This window comes from Pseudomonas sp. NPDC089547 (assembly GCF_050280665.1).
Taxonomy (GTDB): domain Bacteria; phylum Pseudomonadota; class Gammaproteobacteria; order Pseudomonadales; family Pseudomonadaceae; genus Aquipseudomonas.
The window spans coordinates 1-15,760 of sequence record NZ_JBNNVS010000073.1; the positions used below are offsets into that span (position 1 = coordinate 1).

Below are 15,760 nucleotides of genomic sequence, written 5' to 3' on the forward strand. Positions count from 1 at the left end.
TCGCTGTCGATGCCGAAGGCGTCGAACAGGGTTTCCATGTAGATCGGCAGGGCGAACTGGTCGTCCTGTTCGAGAATGGCCTCGACCAGCGCCTCGCCTTCGCCGGCACCACCAGAGTTCAGCTCCAGCAGGCGGTCGCGACCGGTGTGCAGTTCGGCTTCCAGGCGCTCGCGCTCGCCACGGGCCTCGGCCACCAGGGCATCCCAGGCTTTGCTTTCGCCACCTTCAAGCAGCGGCAGCAGGCGCGGGCCGAACTGGTGCTGCAGGGCGTTGCCGGTGGGGCAGGTGTTGAGGAAGGCGTTAAGGCCCTCGTGGTACCATTGGAACAGGCGCTCTTGCGGGCTGTCTTGCAGGTACGGGACGTGCAGCTGGATGGTGTGCTTCTGGCCGATACGGTCGAGGCGGCCGATACGCTGTTCCAGCAGGTCCGGGTGGGCCGGCAGGTCGAACATCACCAGGTGGTGCGAAAACTGGAAGTTGCGGCCTTCACTGCCGATCTCGGAGCAGATCAGCACCTGAGCGCCGAATTCTTCATCGGCGAAATAGGCGGCGGCGCGGTCACGCTCAAGAATGCTCATGCCTTCATGGAACACCGAGGCCGGAATGCCGGAGCGCACGCGCAAGGCGTCTTCCAGGTCCATGGCGGTTTCGGCGTGGGCGCAGATCACCAGCACCTTGGTGCGTTTGAGCATCTTCAGGGTGTCGATCAGCCAGTCGACGCGTGGGTCGAAGCGCCACCAGCGTTCGTCATCGGCAACATCACCCTGGGCCTGGAAGGCCACTTCCGGGTACAGCTCGGCCTTTTCACCGGGCGGCAGTTCGCGGTATTGCTCGGGCATGGCCACCGGGTAGGGGTGCAACTGGCGCTCAGGGAAGCCCTGAACCGCCGCCCGGGTGTTACGGAACAGCACGCGGCCGGTGCCGTGGCGGTCGAGCAGTTCGCGAATCAAACGTGCGCTGGCCTGGGTGTCGCCGTCGCTGACCGCAGCCAGCAAGGCTTCGCCTTCGGCACCCAGGAAGCCCTGGATGGTGGCATGGGCCTTGGGCGAAAGGCGGCCTTCGTCGAGCAGCTCCTGCACGGCTTCGGCCACCGGGCGATAGTGCTCGCTCTCGGCGCGGAAGGCTGCCAGGTCGTGGAAACGGTTGGGGTCGAGCAGGCGCAGGCGGGCGAAGTGGCTGTCCTGCCCGAGTTGTTCGGGGGTTGCAGTGAGCAGCAGCACGCCCGGGATTACCTGGGCCAGTTGCTCGACCAGGCTGTACTCGGCACTGACCTGGTCTTCGTGCCAGACCAGGTGGTGGGCTTCGTCGACCACCATCAGGTCCCAGCCTGCGGCAAACAGCGCGTCCTGGGCCTTTTCGTCGTCAACCAGCCATTCCAGGGCAACCAGTGCCAGTTGGGCGTCTTCGAACGGGTTGCTGGCATCACTCTCGATGAAACGCTCGGCGTCGAACAAGGCGACTTGTAGGTTGAAGCGCCGGCGCATTTCCACCAGCCACTGGTGCTGGAGGTTTTCTGGTACCAGGATCAGCACGCGGCTGGCGCGGCCCGACAGCAGCTGGCGGTGAATCACCAGGCCGGCCTCGATGGTTTTACCCAGGCCCACTTCGTCGGCCAGCAGTACCCGAGGCGCGCTACGGTCAGCAACTTCGCGGGCGATGTGCAACTGGTGGGCGATCGGTTGCGCACGGCAGCCGCCCAGGCCCCACAATGCCGACTGCATCTGCTTGCTGGTGTGCTGCAGGGTGTTGTAGCGCAGGCTGAACCAGGACAGCGGGTCGATCTGCCCGGCGAACAGGCGGTCGCTGGCCAGGCGGAACTGAATGAAGTTCGACAGCTGGGTTTCGGGCAGGGTACGTGGCTGGTTCTGCCCGTCCAGGCCGTGATAGACCATCAGCCCGTCGATGTCGTCGACCTCGCGCACGGTCAGTTTCCAGCCCTCGAAGTGAGTGATCTGGTCACCTGGCGAGAAGCGCACGCGGGTCAGCGGCGCATTGCGCAGGGAATACTGGCGGGTGTCGCCAGTGGCCGGGTAGAGCACGGTCAACAGGCGGCCATCCTGCGCCAGGATGGTACCCAGGCCGAGCTCTGCTTCGCTGTCGCTGATCCAGCGTTGCCCCGGTTGATACTGCTGCGCCATACTGCCTGAACTCCCGCGATGAAAAAGCCGATTATGTTAACGGATCGGCCGGTCAGACCAAAGTGCGAACGCACCGAAAGGTGCCGAACGACAACAGGAAGTAAGTCAGTCTAGCCGTTTCATCGCCCCGCACTGTGCCGTCGACGAGGGCCCTGCATCACTATGTCTGCCAAGCACCGCTGGATCAGCCTTTCCATGGCCGCGGGCAGCCTGCTGCTACTGGCTGCCTGCGAGCAGAAAAACTTCGAGACCTTGCCCGCCATCCCGATGGAGCAGCTTGAGGTACTGGGCGTGCAGACCCCGATCAAGAGCGTGCATTTTCGTGATCGCGACGGTGAAGGCCTGCTGGTGCTGAGCCGCAGCGATGGCCAGGCCAGCGACCCGGAAAGCGAACAGGAAGTGGACAAGGTGGTGCTCAAGGCCACCTTGTACGGGCGTGCTGGCGAAAGCGACGCTTTCAAGGCGCGTTGGCAGATCGAGCAGGAAACCACCTGCCCGGGGCTGGACCTGGACGTGGACTTCTATACTGACGTCAGTGATGTCAGCGACCTGAACAAAGACGGCGTGGCCGAGGTGACGGTGGCCAGCCATGCTTTCTGTGGCGGTGGCATCGACCCGCATGACATTGCCATCGAGATGCGTGAAGGGAAGGCCAGCTACACCATCACCGGCCAGTCGCTGATCACTCCGGCGGGTGAAGAACCGGTCGGCGGCGAGCGTGATGACAGTGCCTCGCTGAAAACCGCGCCACAGGTGCTGCGCGATCACATGGATGCGGTCTGGCAGCAGGTTTACAAGCGGCCCTGGAGCGAAACCAGCCCGCCAGTCGACGACGAGCCTGACGACGAAGCCGAGTAAATGTAGTGCATGACATCAAGTTGAACCCTCGCCTGCCGATACAGTGGGCATAGGAGAACGTCCATGCTGCCGCCGATCATCCCGCTCAGTGCCGCCCCGGTGACCTCGCAACAGGACCCGGTCAAGCCCACCCCCGACATCAAGCCGGTGGTGCCGGCGCAGCCTGCGTCCAGCGAAAGTGCCATCGACCTCAAGCAGCAGCGCGACCCGCAGGAGCAGGCACTGTTGCTGCGCGATGAACAGCGTCGCCAGCAGCAACGCCGGCAGAAGGGCGATCAGGACCGTTACAGCGCCATGCCTGGCGACGAGGTCAACGCCGACAACACCGTGCCGGTGGCCCCCTTGATAGACGAGCATGTGCGCCAGGGGCTGCTGGTGGACATCGAAGTCTGACGCGGGGCTGGTCAGCGCCTGCGCCTGGCTTCATCATGCAAGCCTCAGTTGATCGTCGAGCCCACCCATGAGCCAAGACAACCTCATCGATTTCGATGCAGAACGCGCGAAGCGCGTGCATGACCTCAAGGAAAAGCGCCTGAACGAAATGCGCAACGCGTTCGAGCAGGCCCTGCCGTTGAGCACCAGCAAGAAAAAGAAACCCAAGGGCAAGCCCAAGAAGCGCTGAAACTTGACGTAGGTCAAACCTGCATCCCCCTCGCGTGCCCGGCCCCGGGCACCATTGATCCCGATCAATTTTCTCCCCCGCCACATTGGTTACCTTGCACCCATCGGACAACGGTGAACGAATGGGGAGGCCAGCATGTTCTTCGACAACGTGGTTATCGCCGGTGTGGTAACGGTCGGGTTGATGTTCGCTTTCTTCGCCGGTCTGGGCATTTTCATCTGGAAGGACTCGAACAAGCGCAAGCCGCGCTGACCTTCCGGGTACACGAGCACGCAAGGCATTTAGGGCGACTTCGGTCGCCCATTTTTTTTGCCTGGCATTTGTTTCTGTCTGTACTGGCCTCTTCGCGGGCTTGCCCGCTCCCACAGGTATTGCACAGGCCTCAAGAACCGCGAAGAGGCTGGCACAGAAAAGATGATTAGCTAGCTAATTATTCATTTACACCTTATCCTGCCCGCCATTGTCTATCGTTTCAACAAGACCATCCCCCGCAAGGTCCGCCTAGTGCCCATCACCCTCCAGGCGCTGTTTGCCCCCAGCAGCCTAGCCCTCAAGTTTGCGATCAAGACCCTGCTCGGCGGCGGGCTGGCGTTGTGGCTGGCGATGCGCTGGGGCCTGGAGCAACCGGCTTGGGCATTGATGACCGCCTTCATCGTTGCCCAGCCGCTGTCGGGCATGGTGGTGCAGAAGGGCCTGGCGCGGCTGGCAGGCACGTTGGTAGGTACGGTCATGTCGGTGCTGTTTATCGGCCTGTTTGCCCAAACCCCGGGTCTGTTCCTGATAACCCTGGCCCTGTGGCTGGCCCTGTGCACGGCTGCCTCTACCCAACTGCGCAGCGCCTGGGCCTATGCCTTTGTGCTGGCTGGCTACACGGCGGCGATCATTGCCTTGCCGGCCATCGACCATCCGTTGCAGGTGTTCGACCAGGCCGTGGCGCGTTGCACCGAGATTTGCCTGGGTATCTTCTGCGCCACTGCCAGCAGTGCCTTGCTCTGGCCAATGCGGGTGGAACAGCAATTGGGCGGGCAGGCGCGCCAGGCCTGGCAGAATGGCTTGCAGGCCGCCAGTGCCATGCTGGGCGGCGAGGACGAGGCGCGCAAAGGCCTGCTGGAAAGCCTGGGCCGCATCGTGGCCATCGACAGCCAGCGCGAACATGCCTGGTTCGAGGGTAACCGCGGGCGCCAGCGCGCTCGCGCCATCCAGGGGTTGAGCCAGAAGTTGATGGTGCTGCTACGTATCTCGCGCTCGGTGCGCCGGCAGTGGCGCCAGCTTGATGAGCGGGAGGTCGCGCACCTTGCGCATTGGCTGGAAGAGGTTCGTGCGCTTCTGGCCAGCCCCGATCAACCCAGCCTGTTGCTACTGCGCCAGCGCATCTGGGATGCCGCCCATAGCGAGCAGATCAGCTCGGCGGAGCACTTCTGCCTGGCTCGCATGGCCTTGCTGCTCGATTACGCCATGGCTGCCAGCCTGGCACTGGAGGATGTGGAAGCGGGCAGGGCGCCCAAGGATGTAGCCCAGGGCCTGGCCGCGCACCGCGACTGGTCGCTGGCCTTGCTGTTCGGCTCACGCAGCGCATTGGCCTTTCTGGTCATGAGCGGCTTCTGGTTGGCCACGGCCTGGCCTTCGGCGCCGGGCGGCCTGGTGCTTACCTGTGTAGTGTGCAGCCTGTTCGCCAGCCGCGAGAACGGCGCACAGATTGGCCTGAGCTTCCTGCGCGGGATTTTCCTGGCGATACCGGCGGCGTTTCTGGTGGGGCAGATATTGCTACCGCAATGGAGCAGTTTCGCCATGCTGTGCCTGGGCATGGGCGTGCCGTTGTTTCTCGGCGCCCTGGGCATGGCCCATCCGCGTACCGGGGCCACTGCCACATCCTATTGCCTGCACTTCATTGTGTTGGTGTCACCGCTAAACGCCATGCAGTTTGGTGTGGCGACCATGCTCAACAGCGCTCTGGCGATGCTGGTAGGGGTATCGGCGGCGGTAATGGCCTTCCGTTTACTGGTGTTCCGCCACCCGGCCTGGTTGGGCCGGCGCCTGCGTGCAGCCACCCAGAATGACCTTGTACGCCTGACCCGGCGCGACCTGCGCGGGGCCGACAGCTGGTTTGGCGGGCGCATGGCTGACCGCCTGATGCAACTGGCGCGGCATGCTGGCGAGCTGCCCGAAAGCGAGCGCAAACGCTGGGATGATGGCCTGCATGGGCTGGATATCGGTGATGAACTGGTACACCTGCGCATGTGTCTTGCGGTCGCCCAGGCCCCTTTGGGCCGGGCCGAGCGCGACTACTTGCAGCAGGTGGAAGCGGTACTGGCCAATGGGCCTGCCGCCGGGCGTGGGCAGCGCCTGGATGCTGCCAGTGAACAATTCATTGCCGCTCTACGCCGGTTACCTTCGAGTGACCCGCTGCGGCTGGCCGAAGGTGCGGTGCTGCAATTGCAGAAAAGCTGGGGCAAGTGGTGCCGCTGGCAGGAGGACGCCCATGGGGTTGCGTGAATGGGAAGTGGGCGGCGTGCTGCTCAGCCCGTTTCTGCTGTATGTATTGCTGGCACTGTTGCTCACGGGCCTGCTGCGCCTGGTGGTGCAGGCTACGCCCTTGGGGCGCTGGATCTGGCATGAAGCGTTGTTCGACACGGCGCTGTTCGTTTGTGTGCTGTTCCTGGTGGTAAGGCTGCTGGGAGCTTTGTAAAGGAGTGTTTCGATGCGTGCGGTCGTACGTACCCTGGTGACGCTGTGTGTGGTGGCGCTGGCCGTGTTGGCCGGCTACCAGTTGTGGCAGTACTACATGCTTACCCCCTGGACCCGTGATGCCCGTGTGCGCGCCGACGTGGTGGTGATCGCCCCTGACGTGTCCGGCTGGGTGCGCGAGCTCAAGGCCCGTGATAACCAGCAGGTCAAGGCAGGCGACTTGCTGATGAGCATCGACCGCGAGCGCTTCCAGGCTGCCTTCGACCAGGCCAGCGCGGTGACTGAAACACGCGCCCAGCAATTGCGCCTGCGTGAGCGTGAGGCAGCCCGCCGTACGGCCTTGGGGCCAGAGGCGATCAGTGCCGAGCTGCGTGAGAACGCCCAGATCAATGCCGCTATTGCACGGGGTGAACTGCATGAGGCAGAGGCGCAGTTGCAGGTGGCCAAGATCAACCTGGCGCGCAGCGAGGTGCGGGCACCGCGCAGCGGGCACATCACCAACCTGCGTCTGGCTGAGGGTAACTATGTGAACACCGGGCAATCGGTAATGGCCCTGGTGGATGATTCAACCTTCTATATCCAGGCCTACTTCGAGGAAACCAAGCTGCCGCGTATTCGCGTAGGGGACACAGTGAAAGTCTGGTTGATGGGGGCAGGCGAGCCGATGCAAGGGCACGTGGAGAGCATCAGCCGCGGCATCACCGACCGCAACAGCAACCCGGACAGCCAGTTGCTGCCGGAGGTGGAACCCACCTTCAACTGGGTGCGCCTGGCCCAGCGGATTCCCGTGAGGATTCGTCTGGACCAGGTGCCGGAAGGGGTGACTTTGAGTGCCGGGATGACCGCCAGCGTGCAGGTGCATGAATAGTGCTACCGGGGCCACAACGTGGCCCCAATATCCCGAAGTCAGAGGAACATCCCGCCCGAAACTTCCAGCCGCTGGCCGGTAATCCAGCCATTGCCGTCTTCCAGCAGCAGCGCGATCGCCGCCCCGATATCATCCGGCAAGCCCACTCGCCCCAGCGCCGTGTTCCCGGCGATGTACGCATTCACCTGCTCGTTATCCCGCACCACACCGCCGCCAAAGTCAGTCTCGATCGCCCCCGGCGCCAGAATGTTCACGCGAATGCCACGAGCACCCAGTTCTTTGGCCTGGTAGCGGGTCAGCACCTCCATGGCGCCCTTCATCGCGGCATAGGCGGCATACCCCGGCAGCGCAAAGCGGGCCAGGCCAGTGGAAATATTGACGATGCGGCCATTGTCGACCAGCAGCGGCAGCAGGCGCTGGGTGAGGAAGAATGGCCCTTTGAGCTGGATGTTCAGCAACTGGTCGAACTGCGCCTCGGTAGTGTCCACGTAGGGCACGTTCAGCCCGATCCCGGCATTGTTCACCAGAAAGTCGAAATCTTCGCGGCCAAAGTGCTGTTGCAGGGTGGTAGCCAGGCGCTCGGCGAAGCTGGCAAAACTCTCGCTGTTGCTGACGTCCAGTTGCAGCATGGCGGCCTTGACCCCGGCCTGCTCCAGCCGGGCAACCACGGCCTGGGCCTCGTCCGCCTTGCTGTGATAAGTGCCGATGACATCGATACCGCGTGCAGCCAGGTGTTCGGCAGCGTTACGGCCAAGGCCGCGGCTGGCGCCAGTGATCAGGGCAATCTTGCGGGTCATGGTGAAAACCTCATGGTTGGGTGAATGAGGAAAGGTTATTGGTCGGCTTCAGGCTGTTAAATCCTGCAGAAATGGAAATACTGTTCGATAAAACCGGACAATTGGGACTATTAGTGAACAAGCTGGAGTTGTTGCGGACATTTGTGCGGGTAAGTGAAGTCAGCAGTTTCACCTTGGCCGCCGAAAGCCTTGGCCTGCCACGATCGACCGTGTCGGAGCAGGTAAAAGCGCTCGAACGATTGCTGGGCACGCAGTTGTTCAACCGCACGACCCGCAGGGTGCAAGCGACCCAGGATGGCGCCTTGCTGTACGAGCGTAGCAAGGACCTGCTGTCCGGCATGGACGAGATCGAGAACCTGTTCAGTGCCGACGATACCGAGCTGGCCGGGCGCCTGCGCATCGACCTGCCGACCATGATGGCCCGGCGCGTCATCATTCCGGCGTTGCCGCAGTTTCTGCAGCGCTTCCCGCGGCTTGAAGTGGAGCTCAGTTGCACCGACCGCCAGGTCGACCTGCTGCGCGAAGGGTTTGACTGCGTGATGCGCATCGGTGCCTTGCATGACCTGGATGTGGTGGCGCGGCCAGTCGGGCAACTGAGCATGCGCAACTGTGCCAGCCTCGTTTACGTGGCCCGCCATGGTGTGCCGGCGACGCTACAGGACCTGGTCGGGCACCAGTTGGTGCATTACGTGCGCACCCTGGGCGCGCGAAGTGCGGGTTTCGAATACGTGCAAGATGGTGAGGTGCATTACCAGGCGATGGCCGGCGTGGTCACGGTCAACAACGCCGAGGCCTACTCGGCGGCGTGCCTGGCCGGGCTGGGGTTGATCCAGGTGCCGGCGGTGGGCGTGGCCGAGCATTTACAGCGTGGCGAAATGGTTTCACTGCTTGAAGGCTGGCAAGCACCCGCCATGCCGGTGTCACTGCTGTACGCCCGGCAACGGCATGTGCCGCGGCGGGTCCAGGCGTTCATGCAGTGGCTGACGGTATTGCTGGCTTCGCAGGTTGACCCAACCCCGGATGCAGGCTGAACAGGGGGCTACGAAAAGACTTGGCGAACGGCCCGCCAGTTGCGTTAGGCTGTTGCTTGCGAGTTGCCCGGTAGAGGTGACCCATCCCCGCCAGGCGTGCGTATCTTCCGATTTCATTGCGAGGTTACGTCATGGCCATCACGTCCCAGGACATCTGCAACGCTGCCGACCAGCTCAAGGGCTTTGTCGGTTTTCATGGTAAGCGCGGTGTCCATATCGTGCGTTTTTCCGAAGACTCGTTCGGCATGGATGTGGCCGACGACAGCATTACCCCATGCAACGAGTTTGTCTGGCGGCCCGAGCAAGGGCAGCGCATGGCGCTGTGCCGTGAACGGCTGGCGCTGTTGCTGGAACAGCATGTGGATGACCGCTTGAATATCGGTGAGCCGCTGCGCGCTTACCTGCGCCGCCTGGATCTGCCTGAGATCGTGGCTGAACGCAGCATGCAGCAATAAACCCGGCCCTTGTAGGAGCAGCCTTGTGCTGCGAAGAGGCCGGTACAAGCTGCACAGCTGATGGTTGCTTCACCGGCCTCTTCGCAGCACAAGGCTGCTCCTACAAGGGTTGTGCAGTGCTTTGGGGTTTTTGGCGCAATAACGCCTCCAGCCCCGCACTGTCCAGCGGCCGGCTCATGTAATAACCCTGTACCTCGTGGCATCGGTCGTTTTCCAATGCCTTGAGTTGCTGTTCGCTCTCTACTCCCTCGGCCGTCACCGTCAACCCCATCGCTTCACCCAGGTTGATGATGGCTTGTACCACGGCACGGTCGCTGCCGCCGTTGCTGTTCAGGCCACTGATAAAGCGCTTGTCGATCTTGATGCTGTCGAACGGGTAGGTACGCAGGTAACCCAGCGATGAGTAGCCGGTGCCGAAGTCGTCCATGTTCAGGCGTACGCCCAACTCCTTGAGCGAGAGCATGGTGCCCAGTGCGCCCTCGATGTCGTTGAGCATCACGTTCTCGGTAATTTCCAGCTCCAGGCGCTGGGCCGGGAAGGCGGTGTCCAGCAGGATCTCGCGCACGTCGGCGACCACGTCGCTGCGCAGGAACTGCGCAGGCGACAGGTTTACCGACACCAGAACGTCGGCGGGCCAGTCATGGGCCGTGCGGCAAGCTTCACGCAGCACCCAGCGGCCCAGTGCGACGATGATGTCGCTCTGTTCGGCCAGCGGGATGAAGGTGTCCGGGCCCAACAACCCTTCTTGCGGGTGCTGCCAGCGCAGCAACGCTTCGACTGCGACGATGCGTCGGTCGCTGACGCGGTAGCGTGGCTGGTAGTGCAGTTCGAATTCCTGGTTGCGCAGGGCCCGGCGCAGGTCGTTTTCCAGCTGGCGACGGTACTGGATCTGCTGGTTCATTTCAGCGGCGAAGTAGCGCCAGGTATTCTTGCCATCGGCTTTGGCCTGGTACAGGGCGATGTCGGCGCAGCGGATCAGTTCGCCGGCATCAAAACCTTGGGTACGGGTTTGTGCCACGCCGATGCTGGCGCCGACATGCAACGGTTGGCTATCGAATGTGATGGGTTGCTGCAGCAGGCTGATCAGGCGTGCGCAGAAGCGGTCGACTTCACTGCGGTTGTCCATGCCGCTGAGCACCAGAATGAACTCGTCGCCGCCCAGGCGCGCAACCAGGTCGCCATCACGGGTGGTGTCGCGCAGGCGCGTTGCCACTTCCTGGAGCACGGCATCGCCGGCGGCATGGCCAAGGGAATCGTTGATCGGCTTGAAGTTGTCCAGGTCCAGCAGCAGTAGGGTCAATGGTGGCGAATCATTGCCGCGCAGCAGTGCCTGCTCCAGGTGCCTGGCAAGCTTGTTGCGGTTGGCCAGCCCGGTCAGAGGGTCGTGCAGTGACAGGTGCTGGATGCGCGCATGGGCATCGACTTCGTCGGTGATGTCGCTGGCGGTGCCACGAAAACCGATGGGCTTGCCGTCATACCAGATGGCGCGGGCCGAAATCCTGCAGTAGCGGTTCTGGCCATTCTGGTCGCGGTAAGTGCAGCGCAGGGTGGCCAGCTGTTGCGGGTCGGCGCTGGTCAGGGCATCCAGCCAGGGTGAGAGTGGTGTGGTATCGCAGGCCAGCAACTGGTTGAGTGGCTGGCCGAGCCAGTCGTCCACCGGGTCACCGGTGACGTTGGCGAAGCGCTGCGACAGGTAGCTGAGGCGTTGGTGCCGGTCGGTTTCCCAGATCCAGTCGGACGCCGATTCGGCCACGGCACGAAAACGCTGCTCGCTGGCTTCCAGGGCCTGATTACTTTGTTGCAGGTGAGTGAGTGTAAGGCCGATTGCCCGCGAACTGCGCAGGGTGAGGCGGAACAGGTACAGCATGATCAGGCCGAGAATCAGCAGCGCGCTGAGCAGTGGCGGTAATACGGCCCACAGCAGTTGGCGCCCGGGCAGAGGGCTGTTCCAGGCCAGGTGGTAGCCGGTGTCGCCCAGCTCGATGCGCAGGTGACCGTGTTCGCCCACGGTGTTCTTGTCCACATGCATGCCGGTCAGGCCGGCACCGGTAGCCAGCCGCTCCAGCTTGTCTTCGGTGAGCTGGTCGACAAACAGCATCACCGGTGCTTGTCGCACCTCATTGTCGGTGACATCGCGGTCCGGGCGTACGGCGGCGGCACTGAGCACGGCGGGCCAGCCGTTGAACAGCACGAAGTGGGTGATTTGTTCACGGGGGATCGCGGCTGCACGGGCCTGGTCGATGATCGGCTGCAGCGGGGCATCTATATAGGTGTTGGCGCCCGCCTGGCTGGGCTGGCCTTTGAACAGCGCGTAGGTGGTGCGCGTGTCATCCACCACGAATACCCCTTCATAGCCGCTGGCGCTGTACAGGGATTCGCCTACGTTCTTTTCGTCGTAGGCCCATTTCCAGTCAGCCTGGCCTGCCAGGTGCTCAAAGGCTGCATCCCACACCGCGTAGCTGGACAGGAACTGACGTGAGGCAAGCAGCCGTTGCTCCAGCGCCTGGTTGGCCTGGAAGGCACTGCGCTGGCGCTCCTGTTGATCAAGGGTGGCGGCGATATTGAACAGCGCACTGAGGGTGACCAGGCAGGCCAGCCCGAAAACAGCGCTGAAGCCAGCAATGAGGCGGCGCACCTGGAAGCGCGGTGTGGGGCTGGTGGAGGGAAGGTTGGCGGTCCTGGCCATGCGCGAGCGGCTCCTTCAAGCAGCCTCCCGCCAGGCAGTCAGGAAGGAGGTTTACTCAGGATAGGCCAGCTTGAGCGTTGAGGCTTCACTGCGGGCAAAATTGACCCGGTCGCGGCCAGCGTGCTTGGCGGTGTAAAGCGCTTTGTCGGCCTGATCGAGCCAGTGCTCGGGCGATTCCAGCCCAACCTCGAAGGGGGACAGGCCAATGCTCAGGCTGATGCGCAGGTGCGGCAGCTGTGGGTTGCGGTAATTGGCCACCCGTTCGCGCAGACGCTCCATGGCGTGGCAGGCCTGGGCTTCACGGGTGTCCGGCAGGATCACACAGAACTCATCACCGCCGTAACGCCCGGCGTGGTCGCCTTCGCGCAGGTTGCGCCGCAGTTCAGCGCTGAGCTGGCGTAGTACGCAGTCACCGACCACGTGGCCGAAGGTGTCGTTGATGGTCTTGAAATGGTCGATGTCGATCAGGGCAATGACCGCGTGCCCCTGCTGCTGTTTGCAGGCCTGGAACTTGAGCAGCAGCAGGTCTTTCCAGGCACCATGGTTGAGCAGGCCGGTCAGGCTGTCGGTAAGGCTAAGGGCGCTGAGCCGGCGTTTGTGCTCGGCCAGCTTGATTGCCAGCTGGAAGCACACCCAACCCAACGCCAGTGGGTACAGCGTCAGCATCGGCAGGCAGGCATAAACCTGCAGGGGCGTGGCGTTCAACTGCAGGCCGGGGCCCAGCAACAGGATGGCGATGAGCATGCCGGCCAGCTGGGCCAGCATCCCGCGAAAGACCATGCGCTTGCCGCCAGCGGCTACGTTGTTCATGGTCATCATCGACAGTACGGTCACGCTGGGCAGCGGGTTGAAGTGCATGGCGGCGGTCCAGAACCCGCCCATCAGGGAGTCCAGCAACAGGTTGCGCTGCTCCGCCTGATAGGGCATTGCCGAGCGGGCAGCCCACAGGTAGGCCACGTGCGGCCACAGCAGCCCGTTGAACAGCACCAGCAGCCATGCCCAGGTGGGGGGCGACAGCGGCGCGATGGCCGCCATGACACTGAACAGGCCGATACCCAGGCCGATGACGCGCGGCAAGTAGATGCGTTTGACGAATGAAAGCCCTTTGCCGCTGCGGTTGTCCATCATGTTCATCGTTCTTCTGCCGGGGTACCGTTTATCGCATAACTTGCATGAATATTGTTGAACACTGTTTCATCGGCGAAAAATGACCTTGCAAGCCAATTCACGGTTGATCTGATCACTGTGGGGTAAGATGAAGGCTTTCCTGTTGCTCGGAGTGTTGCTGATGGCCCCTTTGGCGAATGCTGCCGGCGAGCCGGCACCACAGCAGGGTGGACGATTCCACAACCAGGCATCGCTGCCGCAGGATGGCGTGCTGAAAAAACTGCGCATCGGGCTCAAGTACCTGTTTCTGCGCAAACCGCCGTACACCCGGCCGTCCATGCCGATCAGCCTCCAGCCCATGACCCGTGAGCAGGTTCTCGACGCCCCTGACCACAGCTTGTGGCGCCTGGGCCATTCAACAGTATTGCTCAAGCTGCGCGGGCGCTTCTTCATTACCGACCCGGTATTCGCCGAACGCGCCTCCCCCGTGCAGTGGGCTGGCCCATTGCGCTTCCATGCGCCGCCACTGGCCCTGGACCAACTACCGCCGCTGGCTGCAGTGGTGCTGTCGCACGATCATTTCGACCACCTCGACGAGCAGGCGATTCGGCAGCTGGCACCGCGCACCGGAGTATTCCTGGCGCCATTGGGCGTGGGCGACCGGCTGATGAGCTGGGGCGTTGCACCTGCCAAGGTGCGGCAGCTGGACTGGTGGCAGGAAAGCACCGTGGAGGGCGTGCGCTTCGTTGCCACCCCGGCGCAGCACTTTTCCGGGCGCGGCTTGCTGGACAGCAATCGGACATTGTGGGCGTCCTGGGTGATTGTCGATGAAGATGTGCGGGTATTCTTCAGCGGCGATACCGGCTACTTCGGTGGCTTCAAGCAGATAGGCGAACGCTTCGGGCCGTTCGACCTGACCTTGATCGAAACCGGTGCCTACAACGTGGCCTGGCCCAGCGTACACATGCAGCCGGAGCAAAGCCTGCAGGCCCACCTGGATTTGCGCGGGCGCTGGATGCTGCCGATTCACAACGGCACCTTCGACTTGTCTACCCACGGCTGGCAGGAACCCTTCGAACGCATACTGGCGCTGGCCAACCAGGCTCAGGTGCGCTTGAGCACGCCGCAGATGGGCGAGCGGATCAGCCTTGACTCACCGCACGCTGGGCAGAACTGGTGGCAGCCGAAGCCTGTGCGTCAGCGGGGCCAGGCGAATGAACGCACGGTAGCGACACGCTGAACCTCATTCAGTGCCTTCCTTGCTGCGCGGGGGGCGGGCTTTTTGGTCTTTCAAGAGCTGCGAGGGCGGCTTGCCGCTGTCACTGCGTACCTGCGCATGGCTGATCAGGGCAAAGATGAAGCTGCCACCAATGATGTTGCCGGCCAGGGTCGGCATGGCGAATTCCAGCCAGAAGGTGCTCCAGGTTTGTTCCCCTGCCCACACCAGATACGACACTTCGACCGAGCCCACTACTATATGAGTGAAGTCGCCAAGTGCCATCAGGTAGGTGATCATCAGGATGATCCAGATCTTGGCGTACTCCATGGATGGGATCATCCAGACCATGGTGGCGATCATCCAGCCCGAAACGATGCCCTTGGCGAACATCTGGCTCACGTCGTTTTTCATGACCTTGCGGCCAACCTCCAGGAAGGCCACGTCCGTCTTGCTGTCGAAGATCGGCAGCTCCAGCATGACCCAGGCTACCAGCAGGGTACCGGCCAGGTTGCCGAGCAGCACCACGCCCCACAGGCGTAGCAGGCGACCGAAATTGGCCAGGGTAGGGGAGGTCATGATGGGCAGCACAGCGGTGAGGGTGTTTTCGGTAAACAGCTGCTGGCGTGCAAGGATCACCGCGAGGAAGCCGGCGCTGTAGCCGATGCTGGCGATCACCTGGGCGCCGTCACCTTCTGGCAGGCGGGCGTAGAACAGCCCCATGGCCATCAGCGACAACCCCATGGACAAGCCTGCCGCCAGTGCCGACCACCACAGCGCGGCAAGCGTACGTTCAAGCTCCTGGTCGCCCTGGTAGCGAATGATCTCGTGCAGCACTGCTGCCCGTGGCGGCTGGTTGTGGCTGACCTCCTGCTCTTCATCTGCGGACAAGCCCGGGGTTTTCTCGCTTTGCGCATCGCTCATGGCCGCTACGCTCCGTGGGGGTGTTTCTTTACAGATTCCCGGCGCTTTCATTAGTTGCCAGGTAGCCGCCGAACGCGTCGAGAAAGTTTTTTCAGAACAAGGTGTTGACTCTGATTTCAAAGCGCGTATTATTCGCCTCCTCGCAGCGATGAACGCTTCGGGGCAAGCGGTAAGTGTTTGAAGTTGTTAGCTTTCGAAAGAAAGCGGTGGTAAAAAACTTCAAAATAAACGCTTGACAGCAAATGAGGAAAGCGTAGAATGCGCGCCTCGGTTGAGATGAAAAGCTCTTAACCAAACGCTCTTTAACAAATCGAATCAAGCAATTCGTGTGGGTGCTTGTGAGTACGGACTGATAGTCAAAAAGATTATCAGC

The 15,760-nt window shown here is 62.5% G+C and carries 15 protein-coding genes; 10 read left to right on the forward strand and 5 right to left on the reverse strand.

What is annotated here, in order from left to right:
- Positions 1 to 2,138: RNA polymerase-associated protein RapA (gene rapA / locus ACQKPZ_RS26710; RefSeq protein WP_427544033.1), on the reverse strand; the 2,138-nt coding region annotated here is incomplete at its 3' end.
- A 162-nt stretch (positions 2,139 to 2,300) separates the two neighbouring features.
- Between rapA and ACQKPZ_RS26715 the strand changes: the two genes are divergently transcribed.
- The 7 genes from ACQKPZ_RS26715 (at position 2,301) to ACQKPZ_RS26745 (ending at position 7,171) form a co-directional block, all read left to right on the forward strand.
- Entirely contained in the window at positions 2,301 to 2,996 is a 696-nt protein-coding gene (locus tag ACQKPZ_RS26715; RefSeq protein WP_391135411.1) for a M949_RS01915 family surface polysaccharide biosynthesis protein, read from the forward strand.
- Between the two features lie 63 nt (positions 2,997 to 3,059).
- The gene (locus ACQKPZ_RS26720) at positions 3,060 to 3,389 is read left to right on the forward strand and encodes an aspartate-semialdehyde dehydrogenase (protein ID WP_391135408.1); all 330 of its coding nucleotides are present in this window, start codon (positions 3,060 to 3,062) and stop codon (positions 3,387 to 3,389) included.
- Positions 3,390 to 3,456: 67 nt separating this feature from the next.
- Positions 3,457 to 3,618, forward strand: coding sequence for a hypothetical protein (locus ACQKPZ_RS26725; RefSeq protein ID WP_003254864.1), 162 nt, complete (start codon positions 3,457 to 3,459; stop codon positions 3,616 to 3,618).
- 135 nt (positions 3,619 to 3,753) lie between these two features.
- Positions 3,754 to 3,870 (forward strand): cytochrome c oxidase subunit CcoM, encoded by a 117-nt coding sequence (gene ccoM / locus ACQKPZ_RS26730; RefSeq protein WP_008097462.1) that lies wholly within the window; start codon positions 3,754 to 3,756, stop codon positions 3,868 to 3,870.
- A gap of 252 nt (positions 3,871 to 4,122) precedes the next feature.
- Positions 4,123 to 6,111 (forward strand): FUSC family protein, encoded by a 1,989-nt coding sequence (locus ACQKPZ_RS26735; protein WP_427544036.1) that lies wholly within the window; start codon positions 4,123 to 4,125, stop codon positions 6,109 to 6,111.
- The gene (locus ACQKPZ_RS26740) at positions 6,098 to 6,304 is read left to right on the forward strand and encodes a DUF1656 domain-containing protein (RefSeq protein WP_391135400.1); all 207 of its coding nucleotides are present in this window, start codon (positions 6,098 to 6,100) and stop codon (positions 6,302 to 6,304) included. Before ACQKPZ_RS26735 ends, ACQKPZ_RS26740 begins: the two co-directional genes overlap by 14 nt.
- Positions 6,305 to 6,316: 12 nt before the next feature.
- On the forward strand, positions 6,317 to 7,171 hold the full coding sequence (locus tag ACQKPZ_RS26745; protein WP_403204079.1) for an efflux RND transporter periplasmic adaptor subunit: 855 nt from the start codon (positions 6,317 to 6,319) through the stop codon (positions 7,169 to 7,171).
- Between the two features lie 38 nt (positions 7,172 to 7,209).
- Here ACQKPZ_RS26745 and ACQKPZ_RS26750 read toward each other — a convergent pair whose 3' ends face one another.
- The gene (locus ACQKPZ_RS26750; RefSeq protein ID WP_427544039.1) at positions 7,210 to 7,968 is read right to left on the reverse strand and encodes an SDR family NAD(P)-dependent oxidoreductase; all 759 of its coding nucleotides are present in this window, start codon (positions 7,966 to 7,968) and stop codon (positions 7,210 to 7,212) included.
- 113 nt (positions 7,969 to 8,081) lie between these two features.
- Here ACQKPZ_RS26750 and ACQKPZ_RS26755 point away from each other — a divergent pair, with 113 nt between their 5' ends.
- Together ACQKPZ_RS26755 and ACQKPZ_RS26760 are read left to right on the forward strand one after the other, a co-directional pair.
- A complete protein-coding gene (locus tag ACQKPZ_RS26755) occupies positions 8,082 to 8,999 on the forward strand; it encodes a LysR family transcriptional regulator (protein WP_427544042.1) in 918 nt (305 codons plus the stop codon).
- Between the two features lie 131 nt (positions 9,000 to 9,130).
- Positions 9,131 to 9,454 (forward strand): DUF2025 family protein, encoded by a 324-nt coding sequence (locus ACQKPZ_RS26760; RefSeq protein ID WP_427544045.1) that lies wholly within the window; start codon positions 9,131 to 9,133, stop codon positions 9,452 to 9,454.
- A gap of 100 nt (positions 9,455 to 9,554) precedes the next feature.
- Here the strand turns inward: ACQKPZ_RS26760 and ACQKPZ_RS26765 are convergent, their stop codons facing one another.
- Both ACQKPZ_RS26765 and ACQKPZ_RS26770 read right to left on the reverse strand, forming a co-directional pair.
- Positions 9,555 to 12,140, reverse strand: coding sequence for a bifunctional diguanylate cyclase/phosphodiesterase (locus ACQKPZ_RS26765; RefSeq protein WP_427544048.1), 2,586 nt, complete (start codon positions 12,138 to 12,140; stop codon positions 9,555 to 9,557).
- Positions 12,141 to 12,191: 51 nt separating this feature from the next.
- Positions 12,192 to 13,265 carry a diguanylate cyclase gene (locus ACQKPZ_RS26770; protein ID WP_427544051.1) on the reverse strand — a complete coding sequence of 358 codons (1,074 nt, stop codon included), beginning with the start codon at positions 13,263 to 13,265 and terminating at the stop codon, positions 12,192 to 12,194.
- A gap of 130 nt (positions 13,266 to 13,395) precedes the next feature.
- On the opposite strand from ACQKPZ_RS26770, the gene ACQKPZ_RS26775 reads away from it, so the two are divergent.
- Positions 13,396 to 14,487: an MBL fold metallo-hydrolase gene (locus ACQKPZ_RS26775; protein WP_427544054.1), complete on the forward strand. Its 1,092-nt coding sequence runs from the start codon at positions 13,396 to 13,398 to the stop codon at positions 14,485 to 14,487.
- A 3-nt stretch (positions 14,488 to 14,490) separates the two neighbouring features.
- Here the strand turns inward: ACQKPZ_RS26775 and ACQKPZ_RS26780 are convergent, their stop codons facing one another.
- Positions 14,491 to 15,387 carry a formate/nitrite transporter family protein gene (locus ACQKPZ_RS26780; protein ID WP_427544057.1) on the reverse strand — a complete coding sequence of 299 codons (897 nt, stop codon included), beginning with the start codon at positions 15,385 to 15,387 and terminating at the stop codon, positions 14,491 to 14,493.
- Positions 15,388 to 15,760 lie beyond the last annotated feature (373 nt).

Excerpts from the sequence above, each read along its gene's own strand:
- ACQKPZ_RS26715 (WP_391135411.1), top strand. The coding sequence starts at position 2,301 with ATGTCTGCCAAGCACCGCTGGATCAGCCTTTCCATGGCCGCGGGCAGC.
- ACQKPZ_RS26720 (WP_391135408.1), top strand. The coding sequence starts at position 3,060 with ATGCTGCCGCCGATCATCCCGCTCAGTGCCGCCCCGGTGACCTCGCAA.
- ACQKPZ_RS26725 (WP_003254864.1), top strand. The coding sequence starts at position 3,457 with ATGAGCCAAGACAACCTCATCGATTTCGATGCAGAACGCGCGAAGCGC.
- ccoM (WP_008097462.1), top strand. The coding sequence starts at position 3,754 with ATGTTCTTCGACAACGTGGTTATCGCCGGTGTGGTAACGGTCGGGTTG.
- ACQKPZ_RS26740 (WP_391135400.1), top strand. The coding sequence starts at position 6,098 with ATGGGGTTGCGTGAATGGGAAGTGGGCGGCGTGCTGCTCAGCCCGTTT.
- ACQKPZ_RS26745 (WP_403204079.1), top strand. The coding sequence starts at position 6,317 with ATGCGTGCGGTCGTACGTACCCTGGTGACGCTGTGTGTGGTGGCGCTG.
- ACQKPZ_RS26750 (WP_427544039.1), bottom strand. The coding sequence starts at position 7,968 with ATGACCCGCAAGATTGCCCTGATCACTGGCGCCAGCCGCGGCCTTGGC.
- ACQKPZ_RS26760 (WP_427544045.1), top strand. The coding sequence starts at position 9,131 with ATGGCCATCACGTCCCAGGACATCTGCAACGCTGCCGACCAGCTCAAG.
- ACQKPZ_RS26765 (WP_427544048.1), bottom strand. The coding sequence starts at position 12,140 with ATGGCCAGGACCGCCAACCTTCCCTCCACCAGCCCCACACCGCGCTTC.
- ACQKPZ_RS26770 (WP_427544051.1), bottom strand. The coding sequence starts at position 13,265 with ATGGACAACCGCAGCGGCAAAGGGCTTTCATTCGTCAAACGCATCTAC.
- ACQKPZ_RS26775 (WP_427544054.1), top strand. The coding sequence starts at position 13,396 with ATGAAGGCTTTCCTGTTGCTCGGAGTGTTGCTGATGGCCCCTTTGGCG.
- ACQKPZ_RS26780 (WP_427544057.1), bottom strand. The coding sequence starts at position 15,387 with ATGAGCGATGCGCAAAGCGAGAAAACCCCGGGCTTGTCCGCAGATGAA.